The organism is Pseudoxanthomonas sp. J35 (assembly GCF_000513995.1).
Lineage (GTDB): Bacteria > Pseudomonadota > Gammaproteobacteria > Xanthomonadales > Xanthomonadaceae > Pseudoxanthomonas.
Genome location: NZ_AZVB01000003.1, coordinates 14,551 through 39,965, shown reverse-complemented (window position 1 = coordinate 39,965; position 25,415 = coordinate 14,551). Strand labels below are relative to the sequence as shown.

Below are 25,415 nucleotides of genomic sequence, written 5' to 3'. Positions count from 1 at the left end.
GCAGACGACAGGGGAACCGCTCCGTGACCGACTCGCCAGACGTCCCGCTCCCGCCGCGGGACGCGCCCGAGCTTCCGCCGGCCACCGACTGGCAGCCGCTGCCGCGGCGCGGCGCGCTGCTGTACGCCAGCGGCCTGGCGATCGCCATCGCGATTCCCTCGGCACTGGCGTTAGGCCAGTTGCTGGCGAGCGTGGCGGGACTGCCGCGAGTGGGCAGCTCGATCGTCCTCGGCGTGCTCGGCCTGGCGCTGGGCACGGCCATCGGCCTGCTGCGCCACCGCCGCATCGGCTGGAAGCTGGACCGCGACGGCTTCGCCACCCGCCGCGGCGGGATCTGGCGCACCGAAACCCTGGTCCCGGTGTCGCGCGTGCAGCACCTGGACGTGGAACGCGGGCCGCTGGAACGCCAGCTGGGCCTGGCCACGCTGGTGGTGCATACCGCCGGCACGCGCATGGCCGCGGTGAAGCTGCCGCTGCTGGCCCTGGAGGATGCCGAGGCGCTGCGCGCGCGCCTGGCCCGCCAGGTCGAAACCGACGACGCCTTGTGAGCAGCGTGGACGCACCGGCGATCCCGGCCGAGCGACGGCTCCATCCCTGGTCGTGGCTGTTCGTGCTGCTGCAGCAGCTCCGCCAGTTCGTGGTCCCGCTGCTGGTACTGCTGGTGGCGGGCCGCCGCAGCACCGGCACCGACTGGGCGGACCTGGGCCCGCTGATCGGCGTGGGCGTGCTGGTGGCGATCTCGGTGCTGCAGTACTTCACCTACCGCTACCGGATCGGCGGCGACGCCATCACCATCCGCAGCGGCCTGCTGCAGCGCTCGCAGCGCGAGATCCCGTTCTCGCGCATCCACAACGTCGCCCTGCACCAGTCGCTGCTGCACCGGATCTTCAAGGTCGCCGAGGTGCGGCTGGAGGCGGCCGGCGGCGAGAAGCCCGAGGCGCAGATGCGGGTGCTGGGCCTGGACGACGCGCTGGCGCTGGAGCGGCTGGTCCGCCATCGCGCCAGCGCGCCGGCGGCGGCCGCGACCGCGCCGGGCGACACCGCGCCGCCGACGGCCGAGGAAGAAGCGGACGAGGTCCTGCTGGCGCTGCCGGTGTCCGAGGTCGTGCGCCTGGGCCTGGTCTCCAACCGCGGCATGATCGTGGTGGCCGCGGCCTTCGGCCTGCTGTGGCAGCTGTTCCCGGACGAGCGCTGGATGGCGCGCCTGGCCCAGGATTCGTTCGAGCAGGCCGCCGGCTATGCCACCGCCCTGCACCTGGGCTGGACCGGCTACATCGCCCTGGCCGGCACCGTACTGGGCGTGTTCGTGGCGCTGGTGCGGCTGCTGTCGGTGGCGCTGGCGCTGACCCAGTACTACGGTTTCCGCCTGACCGAAGCCGGGCGCCGCCTGACCGTCGAGCGCGGCGTGTTCGTACGCATGCGCAGCAGCGTGGCGCCGCGCCGGATCCAGGCCTGGCACCTGCAGGAAACCCTGCTGCACCGCTGGTTCAGGCGCCGCACCCTGCGCATCGACACCGCCACCGGCGGCCACCACGACGACCCGCGCAAGCTGCGCGAACTGGCCCCGATCGCCACGCCGGAAAGCTGCGACGCCCTCGCCGCGCGGCTGCTGCCCGAAGGCACGTGGCCGCCGCCGCAATGGCAGCCGCTGCCGCGCCGCGCCTGGTGGCGGCTGTTCGCCGGCGCCGCGCCGTGGACGCTGCTGATCGCCGGCGGCCTGGCCTGGAAGCTAGGCCCGGGCGGCCTGCTGGTGCTGCTGTGGCTGCCGTGGCAGGCCTACGCCGCGTGGCGCCAGGCCGGACGCATGGGCTATTCGGTCGACGCCTCGCTGGTGGCGGTGCGCGGCGGCTGGTGGTCGCGCTGGTGGCGCTTCGCCGAGATCGACAAGGTGCAGGCGCTGCGCCTGCGCCGCTCGCCGCTGGACCGCTGGCTGGGCACGGCGACGCTGGCCCTGGATACCGCCGGCGCCGGCAACATGTCGCCGCCGCTGCAGATCCGCTTCCTGCCCGAGGCCGAGGCGCGCGCGCTCCACGCGCGGCTGGGCAGGGCGCTGGCCACGCGCCGCCTGCGCTGGTGAGCGGACCGCCCGGCCGTTACCAGCCGGCCGGGCCCCAGTAGCCGATCCGCTTGCGGATCTTGAGCTTGCGCCACAGGTTCATCGGCTTGGGCTTGCGGTTGCGCCCGCCCCTGGCGACGAACGCGTCGATCGCATCGAGCACGCGCTCGGCCGAGCGGCCGTCGCGGTACGGATGCAGCTGGTCGGCGAACCCACGGACTGCGGCCATCAGCTCCGGCGGCCGCGACAGCGCGCGGCGGATCGCCGGCTCGAACTGCGCCGGGTCGTCGATGTCGATCAGATGCGGGCCGGGGCGACGGTTCTTGAACGTCACCACCGGCTTGTAGGTCAGCAGGAACTCGTTGAGCGCCGAGGAGGTGTCCGAGCACATCACGTCGGCCTGCGGGAACAGTTCGAGGATGTTGTCGTTCTCGGCGAAGGTCAGGTACTCGTTCTGCAGGGCCTTGTACTTCGCCACCATCGCCGGATCCATCTTCGGGTGGAAGGTGACGATCCAGCGCCATTCGCCGGTGCGCGACAGCCGCGCGACCTCGTCGTAAAGGATCGGCGCGGCGCTCCACGACGGCGAGAAGGTGGAGTGGTAGAGGACCACCGGTGGCTGCCGCACCGGCTCCGGCTCGTCGCCGAGCGCGGCCATGAACGGATCGATCTTCGGGAAGCCGGTCTCGGCCACCGAGAAGTGGCCCATCTTCTCCGCCAGCGCGCCGAAGGCCGCGGTGTCGCGCGGGCCGGTGGTGCAGTACAGGTCGAAGAACCCGCGGATGTAGATATGGCGCGGCTTGCCGGCGTCGAAGCCGTGGAAGGTCTCGACCTTCACCCCCGGGAAGAAGTGCGGCACGGCGTTGGACGAGGTGATCACCGCGTACGGCTTCCACGCGCGGACCTCGTCGACGCTCAGCAGCTTCTCGTCGGGACGCAGGTCGGCGGCACCGGGGCCGTCGAAGAACCAGGCCGTCTCGTCGCCACGCGCGCGGATCGCGTCCTGGATCGGACGCAGGATGGCCAGCGCGTAACGCTCCGACCCGTACAGCAGGTAATGTTTCGGCACGTCGCCCTCCGGGCGCTGGGGGTGCGCGATTATCGCACCGCAGGCCGCGGCCCGACGCCTGCTACGCTTTCACCACCCTCCGCCCGGCCACCGCCGCATGCCTGCCCGTCCCGCCCGCGCTTCCACCACTGCCGGTCCCGGTCGCGTGCCGCTGTCGGCCTGCATCATCGCCTTCAACGAGGCGGACCGGATCGGCGACTGCCTGGCCTCGCTGGCGTTCTGCGACGAGATCGTGGTGGTCGATTCCGGTTCGACCGACGGTACCCGCGAGGTCGCGCGCGCGGCCGGTGCGCGCGTGCTGGAGCGCCCGTTCGACGGTTTCCGCAGCCAGAAGCAGTTCGCGGTGGACCAGTGCGCGCACGACTGGGTGCTGAGCCTGGACGCCGACGAACGCGTGGACGTGCGCCTGCGCACGGCGATCGAGGCCGAACGCGACGCCGGTTTCAGCCGCGCCGCCGGCTACCGCTTCGCGCGCATGTCCGAGTACTACGGCCGCTTCCTGCGCCACGGCACCGCCTACCCCGACCGCGTGCTGCGCCTGTTCGACCGCCGCCGCGGCGGCTGGCGCGGCGCCCGCGAGATCCACGAGGCGGTGTCGGTGGACGGCCCCGTTGCGTTGCTCCCCGGCGACCTGCTGCACCACCCCTATCGATCCTTCATGCAGCTGCTCGACAAGAAGCAGCGCTACGCGCGGATGATGGCCGAGCACGATTTCGCCCGCGGCAAGCGCGCGACCCTCGGCAAGCTGGTGCTGGCCCCGGCGTGGCGCTTCTTCCGCGGCTACGTGCTCAAGGCCGGCTTCCTCGACGGCTGGCCCGGCCTGATCGAGTCCTTCGTCAGTGCCAACTACGTGCGCCAGAAGACCATCATGCTGTGGCTGTTGCAGCACGGGCAGCCGCTGGTCGATCCGCCCCGCCCCGAGGCCTGACCGAGCCCACCTGTAGAGTCGGGCTCGCCCGACTCCCACGCCGGATGTCCCAACGCGCCTGAAAAGCAGCAGCAGCGGGGCAAGCCCCGCTCTACATGCCACGACGGCAAGCCGATGCCCCGGCACGGAACCATTCGCCGGCCCCGACCGTCTCCCCGCCCCTCTCCCGGAGGGAGAGCGGAACGAAGCCACACCCCCAACGCCCCCCCCGAAGACGCGGTAGTGCGGGGGTATGCAAAGGCGGGGGGCTGGACGATGCGGTTAGAAGGCCAGCGCGTGGCGACGCGCCAGGCGTGGCCAGCGCCCGGGTTCATTCCCGGCGCGGCGCAAGCGGCACATGGATGTGCCGCGGTCGCACGTTGGAGCAGGACGCGGAGCCGCGCGATGCGCCATACCCCCGCACTGCCGCGGCTCCGTCCGGAGCCTGCGAACCCCATGCCCATGCCCTTGCGGTTGCGGTTGCGGTTGCGGTTGCGGTTGCGGTCCACCCTCGTTGCAGGTGCCGTTGCGGCAACTGCAACAACCCGGCAGTCACGTCAGCGCGCGATCCCCGACGTGACGAGGCGGATGCCCGGAGCGGGCCCTACAGCGGCGGCGCCGCCAGCTCCTTCGCGTCGAGGTAGCCGTCGCCGTTCGCGTCCTGGCGCCTGAAGCGCTCCGCGAGGCGCCGCCGGTGCGATTCCAGCGTCACCGGCTTGCCCTTGCCGCCCGGCAGCTCCGCCGTGGACAGCACCCCGTCGCCATCGGTGTCCATGCGCTCGAAGGCGTAGCCCATCCAGGCCACGTACTCCTCCTGCGAGACCCGGCCGTCGCCGTCGGTATCCATCCTCGACAGGTAGTCGGCGGTACGCTCGACCTGCGCCGACGCACCCGCCCAGGCCAGCAGGCCCGCACAAAGCAGCAGGCCCGGACGCATGCGCCCGGGCCTGTGGTCGACGCGATGGCGGCGGACGACGCGCATCAGTGCGCCAGCGCGTAACCCTTGAGCCGCATCGAGTATTCCTGCAGCGCGCGGATGCCGCTGGCCTCGGCCTCCTGGCACCAGGCCTGCAGCTGGTGCAGGCGCTCGGCCGCATCGTGGCTGCGCGCCTCCAGCACCGCCGCCAGGCGCGCCCGGTGCTCGACCAGCGCCTTGATCCGCGGGCGCTGCTGCACCCACTGCTGCAGCTGCTCGCGCGCGTCCGGCTTGAGCCAGCGGCCGTCGTCGACCAGGCCGCGGCGCATGCGCCGCGGCAGCAGCTCGCGCAGGCGCGCACCGGCAGCCGCCGCTTCCTCGCGCAGCACCGGCTTGATCACGTTGCGCTGGTAGTCGGTCATCGCCTGGAAGCGGTGCGACAGCAGCGCGCGCACCGTCTCGGTATCCGGCACCGCGATGTTCGGGCGGATGTCCAGGCTCGGCGCCACGCGCAGCACCCTGGCCAGGCGCAGCTTCTCCAGGCCCTTGATCACGGCCCAACCGATATCGAACTCCCAGCGGCGCATCGAGAAGCGCGCCGAGCTCGGGAACGCGTGGTGGTTGTTGTGCAGCTCCTCGCCGCCGATCCACACGCCCCACGGAGTGAGGTTGGTCGAGGTGTCGGACGACTCGAAGTTGCGGTAGCCCCACCAGTGGCCGAGGCCGTTGACCACGCCGGCGGCCCAGAACGGGATCCACGCCATCTGGATTGCCCACACCGCGATGCCCGGCAGGCCGAACAGGGCGAAGTTGACGAACAGCAGCACCGTCGGGCCGAGGTTCGCGTGCGGGGTATAGAGGCGGCGCTCGATCCAGTCGTCCGGCGCACCCTTGCCGTACTGCTCGATCGACGCGCGGTCGGCGCGCGCCTCGCGGTACAGCTCCACGCCTTCCCAGAACACCTTGCGGATGCCGCGGGTCTGCGGGCTGTGCGGGTCTTCCTCGGTTTCCACCTTGGCGTGGTGCTTGCGATGGATGGCCACCCACTCGCGGGTGATCATCGAGGTGGTCAGCCAGGTCCAGAAGCGGAAGAAGTGCGCGATCGCCGGGTGGAAGTCCACGCCGCGGTGCGCCTGGCTGCGGTGCAGGTAGAGGGTGACGGAGAAGATGGTCAGCTGGGTGAAGACCAGCAGCACCACCAGCAGGCCTACCCAGCCGAGGCCGGCCACGCCGGAAGTGAGGAACTGGATCAGCGTGTCGGACATGTCGTGCGGGGACCCTCGGTGGTGGGGCCTGGAATGCGGCCCGTGCGAGGGACATGATGGGCCCTGTTCCGGCAAACTTCACCTGTCGGCCGCGTATGTTGTTCAGGCTCGCGGCCCCGCCAGCCAGGAAGTTCCGTGCCGATCTCCTCCCCTGCCGCCCTCGCCGTGACGGAAACGTCACGCCCGACACTGATCGAACTGGACCGCGCCAGCGTCATCCGCGGCCAGGTCCGCGTCCTCCATGAACTGAGCCTGCGCATCGACCAGGGCCAGCACACCGCCATCCTCGGCGCCAACGGCTGCGGCAAGTCGACGCTGATCAAGCTGATCACCCGCGAGCTGTATCCGCTGGCCCGCACCGGCGACACCCCGCCGGTGCAGGTGCTGGGCCAGGCCCGCTGGCAGGTGGACCGGCTGCGCTCGCAGCTGGGCATCGTCACCGGCGATTTCGGCGCCAACCTCGCGGACCAGCCCGGCCTGACCGCGGAGAACGCGGTGCTCAGCGGCCTGTTCGCCAGTTTCGTCGTCCCCCCGTTCCGTGAGATCACCGACGACATGCGTGAACGGGCGGCCGAGGCCCTGGCCCGTGCCCACGCCCTGCCGCTGCGTCACCGGCTCTATGCCGAGCTGTCCACCGGCGAGGCGCGGCGGGTGCTGATCGCGCGCGCACTGGTCAACCGGCCGCACGCGCTGCTGCTGGACGAACCGGGCACCGGCCTGGACCTGGTCGCGCGCGGCCACCTGCTGGCCATGTTGCGCACCCTGGCCCGCGACGGCGTGACCCTGGTGCTGGTAACCCACCATATCGAGGAGATCGTTCCGGAGATCGGCCGGGTGGTGGTGCTGCAGGGCGGCCGCGTGCTGGCCGACGGCACGCGCAGCACCATGCTCGACGGCGCCCTGCTGTCGCAGGCCTTCGGTGGCCCGGTGCGGGTCTGGCAGGAACGCGACCCGCAGGGCGACGTCCACTACCTGGCCGCGGCCGGGAGCTGAGCGTGCCCGAGCTGCCCGAGGTCGAGACCACCCGCCGCGGCCTGGCCCCGCACCTCGAGGGCCGGCGGGTCACCGGAGTGGTCCTGCGCCGCCCTGACCTGCGCTGGCCGATCCCGGCCGAGGTGGGCCGCGACCTGCCCGGCCGCCGCATCGAAGCCGTGCGCCGCCGCGCCAAGTACCTGCTGCTGGACACCGACGCCGGCGACAGCGCCCTGCTGCACCTGGGCATGTCCGGGATGCTGCGGGTGCTGCCGGCGGACACCCCGGTCGGGACCCACGACCACGTCGACCTGGCCCTGGATTCGGGGCGGGTGCTGCGCTTCACCGATCCGCGCCGCTTCGGCTGCCTGCTCTGGCAGCCGGCCGGCACCACCCACGAACTGCTGCAGGGCCTGGGCCCGGAGCCGCTGTCCGGCGACTTCGACGGCGACCGCCTGTACCGCCTCAGCCGCGGCCGCAGCGCCCCGGTGAAGACCTTCCTGATGGACCAGCGGATCGTGGTCGGGGTGGGCAACATCTACGCCGCCGAGAGCCTGTTCCGCGCCGGCATCTCGCCGCTGCGGGCGGCCGGGAAGGTCTCGCGGGAACGCTACGTCGCCCTGGCCGGGGCGGTCCGCGAGATCCTGGCCTACGCCATCACCCGCGGCGGCACCACCTTGCGCGACTTCCTCGATCCGGACGGGGCGCCGGGCTACTTCGAGCAGGAGCTGGCCGTGTACGGCCGCGGCGGCCTGCCCTGCCCGGCCTGCGGCACGGCCCTGCGCGAGGCCAGCATCGGCCAGCGCGCCAGCGTCTGGTGCCCGCGCTGCCAGCGCTGAGCCGGGCGGGGCCGATCCCGCCCGGGGGCTGAAAAGCCGCTATATTCGGCCCCACTGCCTCAGTCGTGGAGACGACGATGGCCGACGCCCCCGAGAGTTCCCTCGAGATCACCGTGTGGCTGGATGCCGCGCGCGGCGGAGACCGCGAAGCGCTGGACCGCGTGCTGGGTACGCTCTACCAGGAGCTGCACACCCTCGCCCGCCGCCAGCTGTCCGGCCAGCAGAACAACACCCTGGACCCGACCTCGCTGGTCCACGAGTCCTACCTCAAGCTGATCGGCGCCAGCGGCGGCGCGCGCTTCGAGGACCGCGCCCATTTCTTCGCCTACGCGGCCTCGGCGATGCGCAGCGTGGTCGTCGACTACGCGCGCAACCGCATGGCCCGCAAGCGCGGCGGCGACCTCAAGCGCGTGGCGGAAATCCCCGAGGAAAGCGAAAGCAGCCTGCGCCTGGACGAGAACCTGCTGGCGCTGGACACCGCGCTGGAGCGCCTGGTCGCGCTCGATCCCAGGCTCGCGCGGGTGGTCGAACTGCGCTACTTCGCCGGCCTCTCCGAGCAGGAGATCGCCGAGCTGCTGCAGCGGTCCGAACGCAGCGTGCGCCGCGACTGGCAGAAGGCGCGCCTGTTCCTGCTCGCGGCGATGCGCGAGGACTGAGGGCGCGGCGATGGACGCCGAGCGCTGGCAGCGCCTGTCGCCGTTGCTCGACGCGTTGCTCGACCTGCCGCCGGGCGAACGCGCCATCGAGCTCGAACGCCACCGCGCCACCGATCCGGAACTGGCGCGCGAGCTGGAAGCGCTGCTGGCCGGCACCGAGGAGGAAGACGACTTCCTCCACGAACCCCTGCACGACGCGCGCCCCGCCTCGCGCGAAGGCAGCGTGCTCGGCGCCTATCGGCTGGAACGTCTGCTCGGCGAAGGCGGCATGGGCCAGGTCTGGCTGGCCGATCGCGCCGACGGCCTGTACCGGCGCCGCCTGGCGCTGAAGCTGCTGCGCCCCGGCTACGCCGATCCCAACCTGCGCCTGCGCTTCTCCCGCGAGCGCGAGATCCTGGCGCGGCTGCAGCACCCGAACATCGCCCGCCTGCTCGACGCCGGCATCGGCGAGGGCGACCAGCCGTACCTGGTGCTCGAGTACGTCGAAGGCATCCCGCTGACCGACTACTGCCGCCAGCACGCGCTGCCGGTGGAAGCGCGGCTGCGCCTGTTCCTGCAGGTCTGCGACGCGGTCAGCCATGCCCACGCCAACCTCATCGTGCACCGCGACCTGAAGCCGTCGAACATGCTGGTCACGCCCTCCGGCGACGTGCGCCTGCTCGACTTCGGCATCGCCAAGCTGCTCGACCGCGAGGACGGCGAGGGCGCCCATCCGCGCACCGAGGTGCGCGCGTTCACCCTGCACTACGCCGCGCCCGAGCAGGTCCGCGGCGAACCGGTGAGCACGCTGACCGACGTCTATTCGCTGGGCGTGGTGCTGTACGAACTGCTGGTCGGCGACAAACCCTACCGCCTGCGCCGGCAGAGCGACGCCGAGTGGGAGCGGGCGATCCTGGACGTGTCGCCGCCGCGCCCGGCTATCGCCGTGCAGCGCCTGGCCGAGACCGGGCAGCTGGACACCGCGCAGGCACGCAGGCTGGCGCAGCGCCTGCGCGGCGACCTGGACAACATCGCGCTGAAGGCGCTCAACAAGTTGCCGGCGCGGCGCTACGGCTCGGTCGAGGCGCTGGCCCGCGACATCCAGCGCCATCTCGAAGGCCGCCCGGTGGAGGCGCGTCCGCCGCGGATCGGCTACCAGCTGCAGAAGTACGTGCAGCGCCACACCTGGGGCGTGGGCCTGGGTTCGGTGGCGGTGCTGGCGCTGCTGTCGGCGCTGGGCGTGGCCCTGTGGCAGGCGCACGAGGCGCGGCACGAGGCGGCGCGCGCGCAGGCGATGCAGCGGCTGGTGCTGGGCCTGTTCGACCATGCCGGCGGCGCCCAGCGCAGCCAGGGCCTGGCCATGCGCGAACTGCTCTCGGCCGGGGCGCGGCGCAGCGAAAGCGAACTGGAACGCCAGCCGCGCGCCCGCGCCGAACTGCTCGGCGTGCTGGCGCGGGTGTACATCGGCCTGGGCGACTACCGCGAGGCGCTGGCCCTGTCCGAACGCCAGCAGGCGCTGCTGGCCGGCGATCCTGGCGCGCCGGCGGGCCTGCGCCTGGATGCGGCCAGCCAGCACGGCCGCGTGCTGCGCCTGCTCAGCCGTTCGCAGGACTGCGTGGCGCGGATGCAGCCACTGGCCACCGAGGCGCAGCGCCGGCAGGACGCGCTGGCGCGCGAGGCCGCCGAGTTCTACGTCCAGTACGGCCGCTGCAGGCGCATGCTCGGCGAGCCGATCGCGGCGCGGCAGTGGTTCGAACGCGCCATCGCCCTGCGCCGCGGCGTGCTCGACGACGACGTCGGCGTCGCCGAGGCGATGATCGACCTGGCCGCGCTGGAAGCCGACGCGGCGCGCACCGGCGCGGCGATCGACCAGTTCCTCGCCGCGCAGCGCCGGCTGCGCGAGCGGCTGGGCGACCGCCATCCGCTGCTGGTCGACATCCAGCGCAGCCTCGGCGTGCTGTACATGGACCGGGAGGATGCCGTCGAGGCCGAACAGGTGCTGCGCCGGGCCCTGGCGTTGTCCCAGGAGCTGCATGGCCCGCTGCATCCCTCCACGCTGGCGGTGCAGCGCCAGCTCGGCCTGGCCTGCATGCAGCTGGGCCGGCTGGACGAGGCGGCCCGGCTCCTCGAGCAGCAGCACGGGCCGACCGAGGCGCTGCTCGGCCCGGCCCACCGCGAGACCGCGCTGAGCCTGGTCGCGCTGGGCCGGCTGGCGCTGGAGCACGGCGATACCGAAACCGCACTGGCGGACTTCACCCGGGCCGTGGAGATCTGGCGCCAGCCCGATGGTCGCCACCTGCTCGGCTACGGCCTGGCTGACCTGGCCGAAGCCCAGCGCGCGCACGGCGACCTGGACGCGGCGCGGAAGACGCTGGCCGAGGCCCGCCAGGTCCGCGCCGCGCGCCTGGGTGCCAGCCACCCCGCGGTCGGCGACCTGGACCGGCGCATGGGCGAACTGTTGCTGGAAGCCGGCCAGGCCGAAGCGGCGCGCCCGTGGCTGCAGCGCGCCGCGCAGCTGACCCGCGTCGGCTACGGACCGGACGATCCGCGCACCCTGCGCGCGCGCCTGGCGCTGGCCCGGGTGCAGCCGGACGGGTCCGGCGTGGACGCAGGCACTGCCTCGCGCCTGGGCCGCATCGCCGCCGAACTGCCGGCCGCCCCGGCCCTGGCAAGGCTGCGCTGGCAAGCGCGGGCACTGGCCGCCGAGGTCGCGTGCGGCGAGGGCGATCCGGGCGCCGGCCGGCAACTGCAGGCGCTGGACCGGGAACTGCGTGGCGCCCGGCCCGAGGGGGGCAGCCTGGTCCGCGAGGTGGCACGGATGGCGGCCGCGTGCGACGGCCGGCTGAACGGCAGCCTGCGCGCCACCGCCTCGCGCTGAGGGCTTTGCTTAAGATGGCGCGCTCCCCACGCCGTCGATCCGCATCATGCAACGACGCCAGTTCCTGACCCGCGCCGCCGCGGCCTTCGCCGCCGCCGGCCTGCCCCTGCCGCTGCTGCAAGCCTTCGCCGCGCCGGTCCCGCTCGGCCAGCGCCATCCGTTCGACTACGCCTGGCTCAAGGGCCACGCGCGGGCCATGGCCGCCCAGCCGTTCGTGCCGCGCAGCGAGAAGCTGCCCCCGGCGGTGGCGGCGCTGGACTGGGACCAGTACCAGTCGATCGGCTTCCGCCAGGACCACGCGCTGTGGGGCGACCTGCCCGGCTCGAAGTTCCAGGCCAAGTTCTTCCACCTGGGCCTGTTCTTCAAGCGCCCGGTGCGAATGTTCGAGGTCGCCGGCGGGCAGGCGCAGGAGCTGGCCTACGACCCGGGCATGTTCGACTACGGCCGCAGCGGCCTGGACGGCAGGCGCCTGCCGAAGGACCTGGGCTTCGCCGGCTTCCGCCTCAATTCGCCCGACGACACCCGCCGCGACTGGGCCGCGTTCCTCGGCGCCAGCTATTTCCGCGCGGTCGGTTCGAGCATGCAGTATGGCCTGTCCGCGCGCGGCCTGGCGATCGACACCGGCATGCCGCGGCCGGAGGAGTTCCCCGACTTCGTCGCCTTCTGGCTGGAACGCCCGGCGCCGGGTTCGGAAACGGTGGTGGTGTACGCGCTGCTGGATTCGCCCAGCGTCGCCGGCGCCTACCGCTTCGCCATCACCAGGGGCGAGCCGCTGGTGATGGACGTGGACGCGGCGCTGTACCCGCGCAGGGAAATCGAACGCCTCGGCATCGCCCCGGCGACGAGCATGTTCCAGGTCGGCGAGAACGACCGGCGCATGGACTGGGACTGGCGCGCGGAGATCCACGACAGCGACGGCCTGGCCATGCACACCGGCGCCGGCGAATGGATCTGGCGGCCGCTGGGCAACCCGGCGCACCTGCGCTTCAACGCCTTCGCCGACGACAACCCGCGCGGCTTCGGCCTGCTGCAGCGCGATCGCAACTTCGACCACTACCAGGACGACGGCGTGTTCTACGAGAAGCGCCCGAGCCTGTGGGTGGAACCCAAGCACGGCTGGGGCCGCGGCTCGGTGCAGCTGGTGGAGATACCCACCGTCGACGAGACCTTCGACAACATCGTCGCCTTCTGGAACCCGGAAGCGAAGCCGCAGCCGGGCCAGGAGCTGCTGTTCGGCTACCGCCTGTTCTGGGGCGAACAGCCGCCGGTGCAGCCGGCGCTGGCGAAGACCGTGGCCACCCGCACCGGCCTGGGCGGGGTGATCGGCAGGAAGCGCGAGCGTTTCTCCTGGCGCTTCGCGGTGGATTTCGCCGGCGGCGAGCTGGCGGAGCTGGGCAGGCGCAACGCCGTGGTCGAAGCGGTGGTGGAAAGCAGCCGCGGCACGCTGGAAACCATCTCCGCGCGGCCGCTGCATGCGATCGAGGGCTACCGCGCCATGTTCGACGTGGTCCCTCCGGACGATTCCACCACCCAGATCGACCTGCGCCTGTACCTGCGCCACGAAGGCCGCGCGCTCACCGAGACCTGGCTGTACCAGTGGAACCCACCGCCGCCGGGCGAGCGGGTGCTGTACTGAGCCGCCGCCGCGCCTACAGCAGCGGCGCCTGCATCGGCTCGATCGTGCCTTCGCCGCGCATGACCTTCTTGAATTCCTGGCGGCTCACCGAGACGTAGCGTTCGTTGCCGCCGATCTCCACCTGCGGGCCGTCCTGCACGGCGCGGCCCTGCGCGTCCACGCGCACGTTCATCGTCGCCTTCTTGCCGCTGTGGCAGATCGTCTTGATCTCCTCCAGCTCGTCGGCCCAGGCCAGCAGGTACCGGCTGCCCTCGAACAGCTCGCCGCGGAAGTCGGTGCGCAGGCCGTAGCACAACACCGGGATGCGCAGGCGGTCGACCACCTCGCTCAGCTGCCACACCTGGCTGCGGCTGAGGAACTGCGCCTCGTCGACCAGCACGCAGCCGAGCTTGCCGTGTGCGAGCACGTCGGATTCGACCAGCCGTTCCAGGTCGGTGTCGCGATCGAACGGCGTGCCTTCGGCGCGCAGGCCGATGCGCGAAGCGACCACCCCGCCGCGACCGCCGCGGTCGTCGAAACGCGGGGTGAGGATCAGGGTGCGCATGCCGCGTTCCTGGTAGTTGTACGCGGACTGCAGCAGGGTGGTGGTCTTCCCGGCGTTCATCGCCGAGTAGTAGAAGTAGAGCTTGGCCATCGGCGGATTCTACGGCCAGACGCTTCCGCCACCCACACCGCGGTGGCGGAAGCCCATGCCGCGCCGGCGCCCTATTGCTCCGGCGGCGGCACCGTCTCCGGATCGCCCACGTCCACCCGCTCGCGCACCGGCGCGCGCCAGATCTCGTCCTGCAGGCGCCAGTACTCGCGCGGCTTCCAGTACTCCTCGGCGTAGTAGTCGCGGCCGTTGTAGGTGCGTACCCCGCCCGGGGCGTCGCCGTCCATCACCTGGACCACGAGCGAGCCGACGAAGCCGGTGCGGCTGCCGGCGGCCTTCGAGCGGCCGCGCAACAGCCAGGCGGCCATGCGCGGCTGCGCCACCGCGTCGGCGTACTCGTCGAACACGGCCGGGCCGATCGCCAGCGCGCGCTCGCGCTCGGCGCCGGTCAGCGCCGCCCAGTAGCGCTCGCGGAACTGGATGAAATCCGGGTAGCCGCGCTCGGCAGCCAGGTCCATCCAGACGTAGCCCAGGGCACGGTCCGCCTCGACGCCGCGGCCGTGCCAGTACGCCTCGGCCACCATCGCCTGGGAGGGCTTGTCGGCGAAGCGCGCCGCGCGCAGGAAACGGCGCAGCGCCTCCCCGTGGTCGCCGCGGGCATAGGCCTCGATGCCCAGCTGGCGGAAGCGCAGGTCGGGGTGGTAGGCCTGGAACCCGGAGGTCCCGGACAGTTCGGCGAAGCGGCGCTCCGCCCTCGAGGGTTCGGCCTGCAGCGATGCAGCCGGCAGCAACACAAGCAACAACGACACGATCCCGCGCGACATGCGCGTGCGGGACATACGACGTACGTCCATTCCCGTTCCTCCTTGTCGAACCGCTCCTTGCCGCGCCGCTTGCCGTCCCCTGCGGCGCGCGGGTCTGCCGCCGGCGCCCGCCAGCCCCCGGTTCGCCGCGGCCACGGGCAGTCTGCAACAGGCCCGGGCGCCGTGCACGCCGGCCTCCCACGCTCACTTTTCCGGCGGCGTGGCCGGGGGCGTGGCGTCCGCGTGGCGGCGTTCCCACACCGCGTCCTGCCAGGCGAAGTACGCCTCCGGTTCCCAATAGGTGTCGTCGAAGCATTCGGTGCCGCGCAGGGTGATCGTGCCCGGTCGGCCATCGACCGTGGGCAGGATCGGCAGGTTGCCGAAGAAGCCGGCGGCATCGATCCCGCGCGGGCGCATCCGTTTCATTGCCTTGGCCAGGCGCGGCCTGGCCTTGACGTCGCCATAGCGGCGCAGCAGCGGCTGGCCGCGGGCCAGGGCGTCCTCGCGCGCGGTCGCGTCGAGCTGCGACCAGTAGCGCTCGCGCAGCAGCAGGAAGTCCTCGTACATGCGCTCGGCGGCCAGGTCCATCCACGCATAGCCCAGCGCGCGGTCCACGGCCACGCCCTGGCCGTTCCAGTACATCTCGCCGAGCATCGCCTGCGAGGGCTTGTCGGCGAATCTGGCGGCGCGCTCGAAGCATTCGCGGGCGCGGGCGTAGTCGCCCTGTTCCAGGTAGCCACGCCCGCGCAGGCGCCAGAACAGGTCCGGATGGCCCTGCATGAAGCGCAGGATCAGGTAGCGGGCCAGCGGTTCGTCGCCCTGCAGGTCGCCCTGGGCCTGCGCGGCTTCGGGTGTGATCACCGCGCCCGGGGCCGCGGTGAAGGCCGAGGAGTGCCAGCGGGACGGCAGCTCGCCCGCCAGCAGCGGCAGCGGCAGCAGCAGGAGCGCCGGCCAGGCCTGCGCGCGGCGCCGGCGCGGCGCGCGTTCCGTCCCGGGCGCGGGCGCGTCCCGGCTCACGGCTTCGCCGGCACCTGCTCGACGTCGCCCACGTCGACGTTCTCCCTGCGCGGCGCCTTCCACACCTCGTCCTGCCAGGCCCAGTAGCGCTGCGGCTCCCAGTAGTCGCGGCGGTAGTAGTCGTCGGCGCGCATCACCTGGCCCTTGCCGGCCATCGGCCCGGTCATCGGCACGATCCGGACGAAGCCGACCGAACCGGTGCGGCTGCCGGTGACCTTGCGCCCTTCCGTGCGCAGGATCCGCGCCAGGCGCGGCTTGGCCGCCGCGTCGCCGAACCCGGCCAGCAGCGCCTGGCCGCGCTCGATCGCCGCCTCCTGCTCCTCCTTCGACAGCTCGCGCCAGTAGCGTTCGCGCAGGATGGTGAAGTTCGGGTACATGCGCTCGGCAGCCAGGTCCATCCAGGCATAGGCGATGGGCCGGTCGCGCGCCACGCCCAGGCCCTCCCAGTGCATTTCCGCCAGCATCGCCATCGAGGCCTTGTCGGCGTAGCTGGCGGCGCGGCGGAAGTAGTCCAGCGCTTCGTCGTAGCGTTTGTGGTGGAAGGCGTGCAGCCCTTCGCGGCGCCAGCGGATGTCCGGGTGGGCGGCAAGGAAACCCTCGGTCAGCAGTTCCGGGGCGATGTCCGGCTCGCCGACGTACGACCCGAACACCGGCCGGTCGACCGGGCCTTCCCATTGCAGCAGGCGCACCGCGCCGGAAGGCGCCGCCGTGGCGGCCGCGCCGGCCGCGAGCAGGGCTGCGGCGAGGGCCAGGCGAAGCCGGGGTCGGAGGGGCGATGTCCCTGAGGCGTCCGGGGCCGGGCTGTCCATGTCGGGTTCTCCGCGCGCGAAGGTGCCTGAACCATACGTCGGGCCGGGCCGGAACGTCGCAGGCCAGGGGTCATGGCCTGCCGGTGCCCGGCCCGGTCCGGCCGGGGCGGTAGAATGCGCGGCCCCTGCTCCATCCCCAACGCGACCTTGCTCAATCCTCCCCAACGCGCCGCGGTCCTGCACGACGAAGGCCCGCTGCTGGTGCTGGCCGGCGCCGGCAGCGGCAAGACCCGCGTCATCGTCGAGAAGATCGCCCACCTGGTCGGCACCGGCCGCTATCCGGCGCGGCGCATCGCCGCGATCACCTTCACCAACAAGTCGGCGAAGGAAATGCGCGAGCGCGTGGCCAAGCGCATCAGGGGCGAGGCCGCCGGCGAGCTGACCATCTGCACCTTCCACGCCCTGGGCCTGAAGTTCCTGCAGATCGAGCACGCCGCCGCCGGCCTCAAGCGCGGCTTCTCGATCTTCGACCCCGACGACAGCGCCGCCCAGGTCAAGGACCTGATGCCCGGCGCCAAGCCCGACGCGATCGAGGACGCTAAGAACCTGATCTCGCGCGCCAAGAACTCCGGCCTGTCCCCGGAACAGGCGCTGGCCCTGGCCCGCTCCACCCGCGAGATGGAGGCGGCGAAGCTCTATGCGCGCTACCAGGCGCGGCTGGCCGCGTTCAACGCGGTCGACTTCGACGACCTGATCCGCCTGCCGGTGCAGATCCTCGAGGAGAACCCGGAGGTCGTGGTCGCCTGGCGCGAGCGCATCGGCTACCTGCTGGTCGACGAATGCCAGGACACCAACGACGCCCAGTACCGCCTGCTCAAGGCCATCGCCGGGCCGAAGGGCAACTTCACCTGCGTGGGCGACGACGACCAGAGCATCTACGCCTGGCGCGGCGCCAACCCGGAGAACCTCGACCAGATGGCACGGGACTACCCGAACCTGCAGGTCATCAAGCTGGAGCAGAACTACCGCTGCTCCAACCGCGTGCTGCGCGCGGCCAACGCGCTGATCGCACGCAACCCGCACAAGCACCTCAAGACCCTGTGGTCCGACCAGGCCGACGGCGAGCGCATCCGCGTGTGGGAATGCCGCGACAGCGAGCACGAGGCGGAGAGGGTCGCCGCCGAGATCTCCTTCCTCCATGAAGCCAAGCAGGTGCCGTGGAGCGACTTCTGCATCCTGTTCCGCAGCAACCACCAGTCGCGGCCGCTGGAGAAGACGCTGCAGCTGCTGCGCGTTCCCTACCACCTCACCGGCGGCACCGCCTTCCTGGAACGGCAGGAAGTGAAGGATGCGCTGTCCTGGCTGCGGGTGATCGCCAACCCGGACGACGACGCGGCCTTCCTGCGCGCGGTGCAGTCGCCCAGGCGCGAAGTCGGCGCCACCTCGCTGGCGCGGCTGGCCGAACTGGCCTCCAGCAAGCACATGCCGCTGTCGCGCGCAGCCCAGTCGATGGGCGCGCTGGCGCAGCTGCCGCCGCGCGCGGCCAACGGCCTGGGCGCATTCAACGACGCCATCGCCGACCTGCGCGAACACGCGACGAAGCTGAGCGCGGCCGACCTGGTACGGCGCCTGGCCGAGAAGTCCGGCCTGCTCACCGAACTGCGCGCGCAGTGCAAGGACGAGGCCTCGTTCCAGCGCCGCAAGGCCAACCTGGACGAGCTGGCCGAATGGTTCGAAGGCGGCCCGCGCGGCGCCAGCGCCGGCGACCTCGCCGCGCAGCTGGCGCTGCTCTCGCGCAACGACAAGGACGACGGCGGCAACCAGGTGCGGCTGATGAGCCTGCACGCGGCCAAGGGCCTGGAGTTCGGCTACGTCTTCATCATCGGCTGCGAGGACGGCACCCTGCCGCACGACGCGGCGCTGGAGGAAGGCTCGCTGGAGGAGGAGCGCCGGCTGATGTACGTCGGCATCACCCGCGCCAAGCAGCGCCTGTGGCTCAGCTACAGCCGCGAGACCCGGCGCTTCCGCGAGAAGGTCCGGCTCAAGCCCAGCCGCTTCCTCGACGAGCTGCCGGCCAGCGAGCTGCAGCGCGACGGCGCCGACCCGGTGGCCGACGCGGTGGCGAAGAAGGAGCGCGCCAACGCCGGCTTCGCCGCGATCCAGGCGCTGCTGGGGGATTGAGGATGGAGGGCGCGGAACTGCTCGCCCCGCGCCTGCGGATCCGCCGGCTCACCCCGGCCGATGCCGGCTTCATCGTCGATCTGCTCAACCAGCCCGACTTCCTGCGTTGCATCGGCGACCGCGGCGTGCGCGACGAGCACCAGGCCAACGGCTGGTTGCGCAGCGGGCCGCTGGCCAGCTACGCGCGCGACGGCTCCGGGCTGCATGCGGTGGAACTGCGCGGGACCGGCGCTGCGATCGGCATCTGCGGCCTGCTGCAACGCGACTGGCTGCCGGCGCCCGACATCGGTTTCGCCTACCTGCCGGCCTGGTACGGCCGCGGCTATGCCCGCGAGGCGGCCGAAGCGATGCTGGAGGATGCGCGCGTGCGCGGCATCGGCCGGGTGCTGGCGATCGTCTCGCCTGGCAACGCGCGTTCCACCGGCCTGCTGCACCGGCTGGGGATGCGCGAGGCCGGCACCGTCGTCGCGCCGCATTCGGATGACCCGCTGCTGCTGTTCGAAACGCCCGGAGGCTGACCATGCTCGACCACTTCGTCCTGCACGCCTGCTACAACCAGTGGATGAACGGCAACCTCCACCGCGCCGCCTCGGGCATGCCGGCGGAAGAGCTGGCCGCGCCGCGTGGCGCGTTCTTCGGCTCGATCCTCGGCACCCTCAACCACCTGGTCGTGGCGGACACCATCTGGCTCAAGCGCTTCGCCGCCGCCGACGAAACCGGCCGCTGGAGCGCGCTGCGGCCGATGCACGACGCGCCGATGCCGGCCAGCCTCGATGCGCAACCGTGCGCGGACCTGGAGGGGTGGTGGACCCGGCGCCAGGCGCTGGACGCGCGGATCGTCGACTGGATCGGCCAGCTCGACGCGGCCGACCTCGACCGCACCATCGCCTACAGCACCATGCGCGGCGATCCCCACCGCAAGCGCCTGGCCCACCTGCTGCTGCACTTCTTCAACCACCAGACCCACCACCGCGGCCAGGCCACCACGCTGTTCAGCCAGGCCGGCGTGGACGTGGGCCCGACCGACCTGCTGCTGCGGATCCCGGCCGCGCCGTGAGCGCGCCGGCGCGGCCCCGGCCGCCCGACCCGGTAAACTTGCGGGCCTTCGTAACTCCCGCGAGACCGCGCTCCATGCGTCTTCCCCTGTCCTGCGCCGCGCTGGCCGTGGCCCTGCTGGCCGCCTGCCAGCCCGTGCGCCCGGTCGCGCCGGCCGCCACCCCGGTGGCCGCGACCGCAGAAGCGGCCGTCCCGGCCGACGACAACCTCAACGCTGTGCTGTGGGTGCAGCGCACGGCCGAGTACCAGGCCGCCGCCATGCAGACGTACCGTGCCGCCGCGGCGCTGCTGGACCGCGCCCTGGCCGAACCGCACTGGGACGCGCTGGTCCCGTCCGAGCGCGACAATGCCGGCCACGGCCTCAAGCCCGCCGTCGTCCTGGACATCGACGAGACCGTGCTGGACAACTCGCCCTACCAGGCGCGCCTGGTCCGCGACGGCCTCGAGTACAGCGACCCGACCTGGGACGCCTGGGTCGAGGAACGCAAGGCCAGGCCGGTGCCGGGCGTGCTGGAGTTCGCCCGCGCCGCCAGCGAACGGGGGGTCACCATGGTCTACATCTCCAACCGCGCCGTGCACCTGAAGCAGGCCACCCTGGACAACCTGCGTGCGGTCGGCCTGCCGGTCGCCGACGACAGCGTGTTCCTGGGCCTGGGCACGGTGGTGGAAGGCTGCGAGCAGCACGGCAGCGAGAAGGACTGCCGCCGCCGCCTGGCCGGGCGCAAGTACAGGGTGCTGATGCAGTTCGGCGACCAGCTCGGCGACTTCGTCCACATCGACGCCAACACCTTCGAAGGCCGCCAGCGCCTGCTGGAGGAATACGACGACTGGTTCGGCGAGCGCTGGTGGATGCTGCCCAACCCGACCTACGGCAGCTGGGAGCCGGCGGCGTTCGGCAACAGCTGGAAGCTGCCCCGCGAAACCCGTCGCGCGGCCAAGCGCGCCGCCCTGGACGTGGCGCCATGAGCCGCCCGCCGCTGCCGCTGGCGCCGGAGGAGCGCCTGATCTTCGCCCTGGACGTGCCCGGCCGCGCCGAGGCGCTGGAATGGATCGACCGCTTCGGCGACTCCGTGCGCTTCTACAAGATCGGCATGGAGCTGCTGGCCTCGGGCGAGTACTTCCAGGTGCTGGACACGCTGGCCAACCGCGGCAAGCGCGTGTTCGTCGACCTGAAGTTCTTCGACATCCCGGCCACCGTGGCCGGGGTCATCCGCGGCCTCGGCCGCTGGCCGGTCAGCTACTGCACGATCCACGGCTGGCACCCGGCGATGATGCAGGCCGCCGCCGAAGCCAACACCGGCGACATGCGCCTGCTGGCGGTCACCGTGCTGACCTCGATGGACGGCAACGACCTGCGTTCGATGGGCATCTCCGGCGAACCGGAAAAGATCGTCGTTGAACGTGCGCTCGCGGCGCAGGCCGCCGGCATCGACGGCGTGATCGCCTCAGGCCTCGAAGCCGCGCCGATCCGCGCCGCCACCGGCCCGGGCTTCTCGATCGTCTGCCCCGGCATCCGCCCCGGCGGCCCGGCCGGCGACGACCAGAAGCGGAGCGTCGGCGTGGCCCAGGCCTTCCGCGACGGCGCCGACGCCATCGTGGTCGGCCGCCCGATCCGCCAGGCGCCAGACCCGGCGGCGGCGGCGGCGGCGATGCAGCGCGAGATCGCCCAGGCACTCGGCGTTTAGGATCAACCAGTTACATTGTGAAATTTCAAGTGTTGCCGAAGGTTCGCGGCGACGCTAGGATGGCCGCCATCCGGCAGTGCCGGAACCGTGCCACAACACGATGTCCACCGGCCCCCGGCCGGCTTGAGGGAGGCTTCGGGCCTCCCTTTTTTATTGCCCCCCCGCCTTGCCCGGGCCCCGCGGCTGCCGCCACACTCGGCGCGGACCACCGGAGGCCACCCATGTCCCGACCGCATCGCCTGCACCGGCACGCCGCCTTGTTGTGGGCTCCGCCGTTGCTGCTGGCGCTGCTGCTGGGCGGATGCCGGCGCGAGCCGGTGCCGGAGGAACTGCCCGGCGCGGCCAGCGAACCGGCCGGTGCGGTGAAGCTGCTGGCCGAGCACGTGCGCCGCAACGACCTGCAGGCCTTCGCCCGCGATGCCCTGCCGGCGGAGGAGCACGCCGGCCTCGCCCGGGCCTGGACCGAGGGCCGCAGCCGCTGGCCGCTGACCGAGCTGCCGCTGGACGAGCAGCTCGGGCCGATGCTGGCGGCCCTGTCGGCGCCCGGCTCGGAGCAGGAGCTGCGCCTGGCCTTCGACCGCCAGCTCGCCGGCCAGGACGCGGCGCTGCGCGACGCCGCGCGCAGCCTGGCCCTGTTCGGCACCCAGTACATCAAGACCCCGGGCGACTACAGCGACGAGGAGCGCGCCCACTACGTGCAGGTGGTGGCCGCCCTGTCGGCGTGGTCGACCACCGCCCCGCTGGGCAGCCGCGACCGCGGCCATGCCGCCATCGACCGGCTCGCCGCCGCCGCCCGCGCCACCGGCCTGCCCGGCGACGAGGCACTGGTCGCGGCCGGGATGGAGGAGAGCCTGCGCCGGCTGGGGCCGTTCGCCGCCGCCCTCAAGGAAGTGCTGGCCGACTACGGCCTGGACCTGGACCAGAGCCTGGCCGACCTGCGCACCGGCCTGGTCGAGGAGGACGGCGAGCACGCCACGGTGCGGGTGCACTACCCGCTGGCCGGCGCCGAGATCGACACCACGGTCAGCCTGACCCGCCGCAACGGCCGCTGGTACCTGACCGACTACCTCGAACACGCCGCCTCGCTGCTGGCCGAACCGGCCGGAGCACCCGCCGTGGGCGCCGCCCTGCCCGGCCTGCCGGCGCCGCCGCCGGCCCAGCCACCGGACGGGCCGGCCGCTGGGCGATAATCCCGCCATGCCAGAACAGAATCCCCTGCCGTTCCCCGAGTCCGAAGGCCACCCGCCGGCGGACAGCGGGGCGGCCAAGACCCCCGCCGGCGCGGGCGCCGAAGCCGTGGTGCCGACACCCCCCGCGCAGCGCCCGACGCCCCCGGCGCGGCGCCCGCTGTGGGCCCGCTTCATGGGCTGGCTGGCCAGTCCCTGGCTGGACCTGAAGCTGGAACCGGCCGACCTGGGCGAGTACACCGGAGACCCGCGGCCGATCTGCTACGTGCTCGAGAGCTACGGCCTGTCCAACGCGCTGATCCTGGACAAGGCCTGCCGCGAGGCCGGCCTGCCCTCGCCGCTGGTGCCGCTGCCGCGCGACCCGACCGGGCGCAAGCGCGCCTACGTGGCGCTGTCGCGGCGCAACGCCGCGCCGCTGATCCCGGACCAGCGCCCGGCCAAACGCACCCATTCCGATTCGATGGCCCGCCTGTTGCAGGCACACCGCGCCGACCCGGCGCTGGACGTGCGGCTGGTGCCGGTGTCGATCTTCGTCGGCCGCGCACCGGAGCGGCAGAGCGGCTGGTTCTCGGTGCTGTTCTCGGAGAACTGGGCGCTGGTCGGCCGCTTCCGCCGCCTGCTGGCGATCCTGATCAACGGCCGCGACACCCTGGTCCGCTTCGCCGAACCGGTCTCGCTGCGCGAGAGCGTGGACGAGGGCCTGTCGCCGGAGCGCACCGTGCGCAAGCTGCAGCGCGTGCTGCGCGCGCACTTCCGCCGGATCCGCGCCGCGGTCATCGGCCCGGACCTGTCGACCCGGCGCCTGCTGGTCGACAAGGTGCTGGCCGCCGACACCGTGCGCGAGGCGATCGCCGACCAGGCCAGGCGCGACAACACCCGGCCCGCCGAGGCCTGGAAGAAGGCCCACGCCTACGCCTGGGAAATCGCCGCCGACTACTCGCACCCGGTGGTGCGCTCGGCCAGCTTCATCCTCACTCCCGTCTGGAACAAGATCTACCGCGGCGTGCTGGTCCACCACCTGGACCGCCTGAAGGAGGTCGCGCCCGGCCACGAAGTGGTCTACGTGCCCTGCCACCGCAGCCACATGGACTACCTGCTGCTGTCGTACCTGCTGTACGAACGCGGCATCGTGCCGCCGCACATCGCCGCCGGCATCAACCTCAACCTGCCGGTGGTCGGCACCATCCTGCGCAAGGGCGGCGCGTTCTTCATGCGCCGCAGCTTCCGTGGCAACCCGCTGTATTCGGCGGTGTTCACCGAGTACGTGGCGCAGCTGGTGTCCGGCGGCTACTCGCTGGAATACTTCATCGAGGGCGGGCGCTCGCGCACCGGCCGGCTGCTGCAGCCCAAGGGCGGCATGATCGCCATGACCGTGCGCGCCTACCTGCGCCAGCCGACCCGCCCGGTGCTGTTCCAGCCGGTGTACATCGGCTACGAGAAGCTGATGGAGGGCAACAGCTACCTCGACGAGCTGTCCGGCAAGCCCAAGGAGAAGGAATCGATCTGGCAGCTGCTGATGGGCATCCCCAAGGTGCTGCGCAGCAACTACGGCCAGGTGGTGGTGAACTTCGGCGAGCCGATCGAGCTGGGCAAGGTGCTGGCCGAGCACGCGCCGTCCTGGGACGGCCGCCCGCTGCCGGAGGACGAGAAGCCGGGCTGGCTGGCCGATACCGTCGACGCGCTGGCGCAGAAGATCCAGGTGCACGTCAACAGCGCCGCCGACGTCAATCCGATCAACCTGCTGGCGCTGGCGATCCTGTCCACGCCCAAGCACGCAATGGGCGAGGCCGACCTGCTGGCACAGATCGCCCTGTCCAAGACCCTGCTGTCGGAGATCCCGTACTCGGCGCGCTTCACCGTCACCCCGCACACGCCGGAGGAGATCGTCGCCCACGGCGAGGAGATCGGCGTGCTGCGGCGCATCCCGCACCCGCTGGGCGACGTGCTGAGCGTGGACGACGACACCGCGGTGCTGCTGTCGTATTTCCGCAACAACGTCGCGCACCTGTTCACCGCCTCGTCGTGGATCGCGGTGTGCTTCCAGCACAACCGGCGCATGAGCCGGCGCACCCTGGTGCGCCTGGGCCGCACCGTGTACCCGTTCCTGCAGGCCGAGCTGTTCCTGCCGTGGACCGAGGAGGAGTTCGCCGGGCGCCTGGAGCGGATCACCGACGTGTTCGTGCGCGAGGGGCTGCTGCAGCAGGTCAACGACGATGAAGACGGCATCCTGCAGCGCAAGCAGGGCCAGAGCGACGAGGTGTTCCGCCTGCGCGCGATCGGCCACACCCTGCAGCAGGCGTTCGAGCGCTACTACATCGCCATCTCGGTGCTGGTGAAGAACGGTCCTGGCACGCTCGGCGCCGCCGAGCTGGAAAGCCTGTGCCAGCTGGCCGCGCAGCGCCTGAGCCTGCTCTACGCCGAGGCCGCGCCGGAGTTCTTCGACAGGAGCCTGTTCCGCGGCTTCATCCAGAAGCTGCGCGAGATGAAGCTGGTGTGGCCGGACCAGAACAGCAAGCTGCTGTTCGACGAGCGGCTGAACGTGTGGGCCAAGGACGCGAAGATGATCCTCGGCCGCGAACTGCGGCACACGATCGAACGCGTCAGCCCCGAGGCGGCGCGGCCGGAAGCGACCGAGACGTCCCCGGAGGCCTGACCCGCCCTCCGGCAGGTCGTGGCTTCGCTGCGGGAGGGCGCCATGCGTGGCGCCCCAGCCTGCCTGCCTAGCTCCCGTTCCGGCCGCAGCCGGCCGCTCAGGCCGGCTGGTCCGGGATCAGCATGCTTTCCAGGCGGGCGATGCAGTCCTTGATCTGCAGCTTGCGCCGCTTCAGGCGCTTGGCTTCCAGTTCGTCGACCGGATTGGCCGCCAGCTGGTCGATGCGTTCGTCCAGCGCGCGGTGCTCGCGGCGCAACTCGGCGATGCGGGCGGCGATGGCGCTGGGCTCGAGGGTATCCACGCGCAAAGCTTACACCGG

General features: G+C 72.2%; 23 protein-coding genes. 15 read left to right on the top strand and 8 right to left on the bottom strand.

What is annotated here, in order from left to right; all coding sequences use genetic code 11:
* The first annotated feature begins 23 nt into the window (after window positions 1-23).
* Window positions 24-548: a PH domain-containing protein gene (locus PSEJ35_RS0103245; protein WP_028916544.1), complete on the top strand. Its 525-nt coding sequence runs from the start codon at window positions 24-26 to the stop codon at window positions 546-548.
* Window positions 545-2,077 (top strand): PH domain-containing protein, encoded by a 1,533-nt coding sequence (locus PSEJ35_RS0103240; RefSeq protein WP_156924718.1) that lies wholly within the window; start codon window positions 545-547, stop codon window positions 2,075-2,077. Before PSEJ35_RS0103245 ends, PSEJ35_RS0103240 begins: the two co-directional genes overlap by 4 nt.
* 16 nt (window positions 2,078-2,093) lie before the next feature.
* Here PSEJ35_RS0103240 and PSEJ35_RS0103235 read toward each other — a convergent pair whose 3' ends face one another.
* Window positions 2,094-3,125 (bottom strand): CDP-glycerol glycerophosphotransferase family protein, encoded by a 1,032-nt coding sequence (locus PSEJ35_RS0103235; RefSeq protein ID WP_028916542.1) that lies wholly within the window; start codon window positions 3,123-3,125, stop codon window positions 2,094-2,096.
* 97 nt (window positions 3,126-3,222) lie between these two features.
* Here PSEJ35_RS0103235 and PSEJ35_RS0103230 point away from each other — a divergent pair, with 97 nt between their 5' ends.
* Entirely contained in the window at window positions 3,223-4,053 is an 831-nt protein-coding gene (locus PSEJ35_RS0103230) for a glycosyltransferase family 2 protein (protein ID WP_156924717.1), read from the top strand.
* A 583-nt stretch (window positions 4,054-4,636) separates the two neighbouring features.
* On the opposite strand, the gene PSEJ35_RS0103225 is transcribed toward PSEJ35_RS0103230, so the two are convergent.
* Window positions 4,637-4,969 (bottom strand): EF-hand domain-containing protein, encoded by a 333-nt coding sequence (locus tag PSEJ35_RS0103225; protein WP_028916540.1) that lies wholly within the window; start codon window positions 4,967-4,969, stop codon window positions 4,637-4,639.
* A 44-nt stretch (window positions 4,970-5,013) separates the two neighbouring features.
* Window positions 5,014-6,213, bottom strand: coding sequence for a fatty acid desaturase (locus PSEJ35_RS0103220; RefSeq protein ID WP_028916539.1), 1,200 nt, complete (start codon window positions 6,211-6,213; stop codon window positions 5,014-5,016).
* Between the two features lie 135 nt (window positions 6,214-6,348).
* Here PSEJ35_RS0103220 and PSEJ35_RS0103215 point away from each other — a divergent pair, with 135 nt between their 5' ends.
* The 5 genes from PSEJ35_RS0103215 to PSEJ35_RS0103195 all read left to right on the top strand — a co-directional run bounded on the left by PSEJ35_RS0103215 (window position 6,349) and on the right by PSEJ35_RS0103195 (window position 13,173).
* Complete coding sequence (locus PSEJ35_RS0103215) at window positions 6,349-7,206, top strand: ATP-binding cassette domain-containing protein (protein ID WP_028916538.1); 858 nt, start codon at window positions 6,349-6,351, stop codon at window positions 7,204-7,206.
* 2 nt (window positions 7,207-7,208) lie between these two features.
* Window positions 7,209-8,024, top strand: coding sequence for a bifunctional DNA-formamidopyrimidine glycosylase/DNA-(apurinic or apyrimidinic site) lyase (gene mutM / locus PSEJ35_RS0103210; RefSeq protein WP_028916537.1), 816 nt, complete (start codon window positions 7,209-7,211; stop codon window positions 8,022-8,024).
* A 77-nt stretch (window positions 8,025-8,101) separates the two neighbouring features.
* Window positions 8,102-8,680: an ECF-type sigma factor gene (locus PSEJ35_RS0103205; RefSeq protein ID WP_028916536.1), complete on the top strand. Its 579-nt coding sequence runs from the start codon at window positions 8,102-8,104 to the stop codon at window positions 8,678-8,680.
* Window positions 8,681-8,690: 10 nt separating this feature from the next.
* Entirely contained in the window at window positions 8,691-11,537 is a 2,847-nt protein-coding gene (locus tag PSEJ35_RS0103200) for a tetratricopeptide repeat protein (protein ID WP_028916535.1), read from the top strand.
* A 46-nt stretch (window positions 11,538-11,583) separates the two neighbouring features.
* Window positions 11,584-13,173 (top strand): glucan biosynthesis protein D, encoded by a 1,590-nt coding sequence (locus tag PSEJ35_RS0103195; RefSeq protein WP_028916534.1) that lies wholly within the window; start codon window positions 11,584-11,586, stop codon window positions 13,171-13,173.
* Window positions 13,174-13,186: 13 nt separating this feature from the next.
* Here PSEJ35_RS0103195 and PSEJ35_RS0103190 read toward each other — a convergent pair whose 3' ends face one another.
* From PSEJ35_RS0103190 to PSEJ35_RS0103175, 4 genes are all read right to left on the bottom strand, one after another.
* Window positions 13,187-13,807 carry a thymidine kinase gene (locus tag PSEJ35_RS0103190; protein WP_028916533.1) on the bottom strand — a complete coding sequence of 207 codons (621 nt, stop codon included), beginning with the start codon at window positions 13,805-13,807 and terminating at the stop codon, window positions 13,187-13,189.
* A 71-nt stretch (window positions 13,808-13,878) separates the two neighbouring features.
* On the bottom strand, window positions 13,879-14,619 hold the full coding sequence (locus PSEJ35_RS0103185; RefSeq protein WP_156924715.1) for a hypothetical protein: 741 nt from the start codon (window positions 14,617-14,619) through the stop codon (window positions 13,879-13,881).
* Between the two features lie 153 nt (window positions 14,620-14,772).
* Window positions 14,773-15,585: a tetratricopeptide repeat protein gene (locus PSEJ35_RS17115; RefSeq protein ID WP_051412453.1), complete on the bottom strand. Its 813-nt coding sequence runs from the start codon at window positions 15,583-15,585 to the stop codon at window positions 14,773-14,775.
* Window positions 15,582-16,394: a hypothetical protein gene (locus PSEJ35_RS0103175; RefSeq protein ID WP_156924714.1), complete on the bottom strand. Its 813-nt coding sequence runs from the start codon at window positions 16,392-16,394 to the stop codon at window positions 15,582-15,584. The genes PSEJ35_RS17115 and PSEJ35_RS0103175 overlap by 4 nt, the downstream gene beginning before the upstream one ends.
* A gap of 147 nt (window positions 16,395-16,541) precedes the next feature.
* On the opposite strand from PSEJ35_RS0103175, the gene PSEJ35_RS0103170 reads away from it, so the two are divergent.
* The 7 genes from PSEJ35_RS0103170 (at window position 16,542) to plsB (ending at window position 25,096) form a co-directional block, all read left to right on the top strand.
* Window positions 16,542-18,515 (top strand): UvrD-helicase domain-containing protein, encoded by a 1,974-nt coding sequence (locus PSEJ35_RS0103170; protein ID WP_028916530.1) that lies wholly within the window; start codon window positions 16,542-16,544, stop codon window positions 18,513-18,515.
* 2 nt (window positions 18,516-18,517) lie between these two features.
* Entirely contained in the window at window positions 18,518-19,033 is a 516-nt protein-coding gene (locus PSEJ35_RS15235; protein WP_051412451.1) for a GNAT family N-acetyltransferase, read from the top strand.
* Between the two features lie 2 nt (window positions 19,034-19,035).
* Window positions 19,036-19,572 carry a DinB family protein gene (locus PSEJ35_RS0103160; protein ID WP_028916529.1) on the top strand — a complete coding sequence of 179 codons (537 nt, stop codon included), beginning with the start codon at window positions 19,036-19,038 and terminating at the stop codon, window positions 19,570-19,572.
* A gap of 74 nt (window positions 19,573-19,646) precedes the next feature.
* The gene (locus tag PSEJ35_RS0103155; RefSeq protein WP_028916528.1) at window positions 19,647-20,537 is read left to right on the top strand and encodes a 5'-nucleotidase, lipoprotein e(P4) family; all 891 of its coding nucleotides are present in this window, start codon (window positions 19,647-19,649) and stop codon (window positions 20,535-20,537) included.
* Window positions 20,534-21,256: an orotidine-5'-phosphate decarboxylase gene (pyrF, locus tag PSEJ35_RS0103150; protein WP_028916527.1), complete on the top strand. Its 723-nt coding sequence runs from the start codon at window positions 20,534-20,536 to the stop codon at window positions 21,254-21,256. The genes PSEJ35_RS0103155 and pyrF overlap by 4 nt, the downstream gene beginning before the upstream one ends.
* Window positions 21,257-21,477: 221 nt before the next feature.
* Complete coding sequence (locus PSEJ35_RS0103145) at window positions 21,478-22,446, top strand: hypothetical protein (protein ID WP_051412450.1); 969 nt, start codon at window positions 21,478-21,480, stop codon at window positions 22,444-22,446.
* A gap of 7 nt (window positions 22,447-22,453) precedes the next feature.
* Window positions 22,454-25,096 (top strand): glycerol-3-phosphate 1-O-acyltransferase PlsB, encoded by a 2,643-nt coding sequence (gene plsB / locus PSEJ35_RS0103140; RefSeq protein ID WP_028916525.1) that lies wholly within the window; start codon window positions 22,454-22,456, stop codon window positions 25,094-25,096.
* 97 nt (window positions 25,097-25,193) lie between these two features.
* Here plsB and PSEJ35_RS0103135 read toward each other — a convergent pair whose 3' ends face one another.
* Window positions 25,194-25,397 carry a YdcH family protein gene (locus tag PSEJ35_RS0103135; RefSeq protein WP_028916524.1) on the bottom strand — a complete coding sequence of 68 codons (204 nt, stop codon included), beginning with the start codon at window positions 25,395-25,397 and terminating at the stop codon, window positions 25,194-25,196.
* Window positions 25,398-25,415 lie beyond the last annotated feature (18 nt).

Excerpts from the sequence above, each read along its gene's own strand:
- PSEJ35_RS0103230 (WP_156924717.1), top strand. The coding sequence starts at position 3,223 with ATGCCTGCCCGTCCCGCCCGCGCTTCCACCACTGCCGGTCCCGGTCGC.
- PSEJ35_RS0103225 (WP_028916540.1), bottom strand. The coding sequence starts at position 4,969 with ATGCGTCCGGGCCTGCTGCTTTGTGCGGGCCTGCTGGCCTGGGCGGGT.
- PSEJ35_RS0103220 (WP_028916539.1), bottom strand. The coding sequence starts at position 6,213 with ATGTCCGACACGCTGATCCAGTTCCTCACTTCCGGCGTGGCCGGCCTC.
- PSEJ35_RS0103205 (WP_028916536.1), top strand. The coding sequence starts at position 8,102 with ATGGCCGACGCCCCCGAGAGTTCCCTCGAGATCACCGTGTGGCTGGAT.
- PSEJ35_RS0103200 (WP_028916535.1), top strand. The coding sequence starts at position 8,691 with ATGGACGCCGAGCGCTGGCAGCGCCTGTCGCCGTTGCTCGACGCGTTG.
- PSEJ35_RS0103195 (WP_028916534.1), top strand. The coding sequence starts at position 11,584 with ATGCAACGACGCCAGTTCCTGACCCGCGCCGCCGCGGCCTTCGCCGCC.
- PSEJ35_RS0103190 (WP_028916533.1), bottom strand. The coding sequence starts at position 13,807 with ATGGCCAAGCTCTACTTCTACTACTCGGCGATGAACGCCGGGAAGACC.
- PSEJ35_RS0103185 (WP_156924715.1), bottom strand. The coding sequence starts at position 14,619 with ATGGACGTACGTCGTATGTCCCGCACGCGCATGTCGCGCGGGATCGTG.
- PSEJ35_RS0103175 (WP_156924714.1), bottom strand. The coding sequence starts at position 16,394 with ATGGACAGCCCGGCCCCGGACGCCTCAGGGACATCGCCCCTCCGACCC.
- PSEJ35_RS15235 (WP_051412451.1), top strand. The coding sequence starts at position 18,518 with ATGGAGGGCGCGGAACTGCTCGCCCCGCGCCTGCGGATCCGCCGGCTC.
- PSEJ35_RS0103160 (WP_028916529.1), top strand. The coding sequence starts at position 19,036 with ATGCTCGACCACTTCGTCCTGCACGCCTGCTACAACCAGTGGATGAAC.
- PSEJ35_RS0103155 (WP_028916528.1), top strand. The coding sequence starts at position 19,647 with ATGCGTCTTCCCCTGTCCTGCGCCGCGCTGGCCGTGGCCCTGCTGGCC.
- pyrF (WP_028916527.1), top strand. The coding sequence starts at position 20,534 with ATGAGCCGCCCGCCGCTGCCGCTGGCGCCGGAGGAGCGCCTGATCTTC.
- PSEJ35_RS0103145 (WP_051412450.1), top strand. The coding sequence starts at position 21,478 with ATGTCCCGACCGCATCGCCTGCACCGGCACGCCGCCTTGTTGTGGGCT.
- plsB (WP_028916525.1), top strand. The coding sequence starts at position 22,454 with ATGCCAGAACAGAATCCCCTGCCGTTCCCCGAGTCCGAAGGCCACCCG.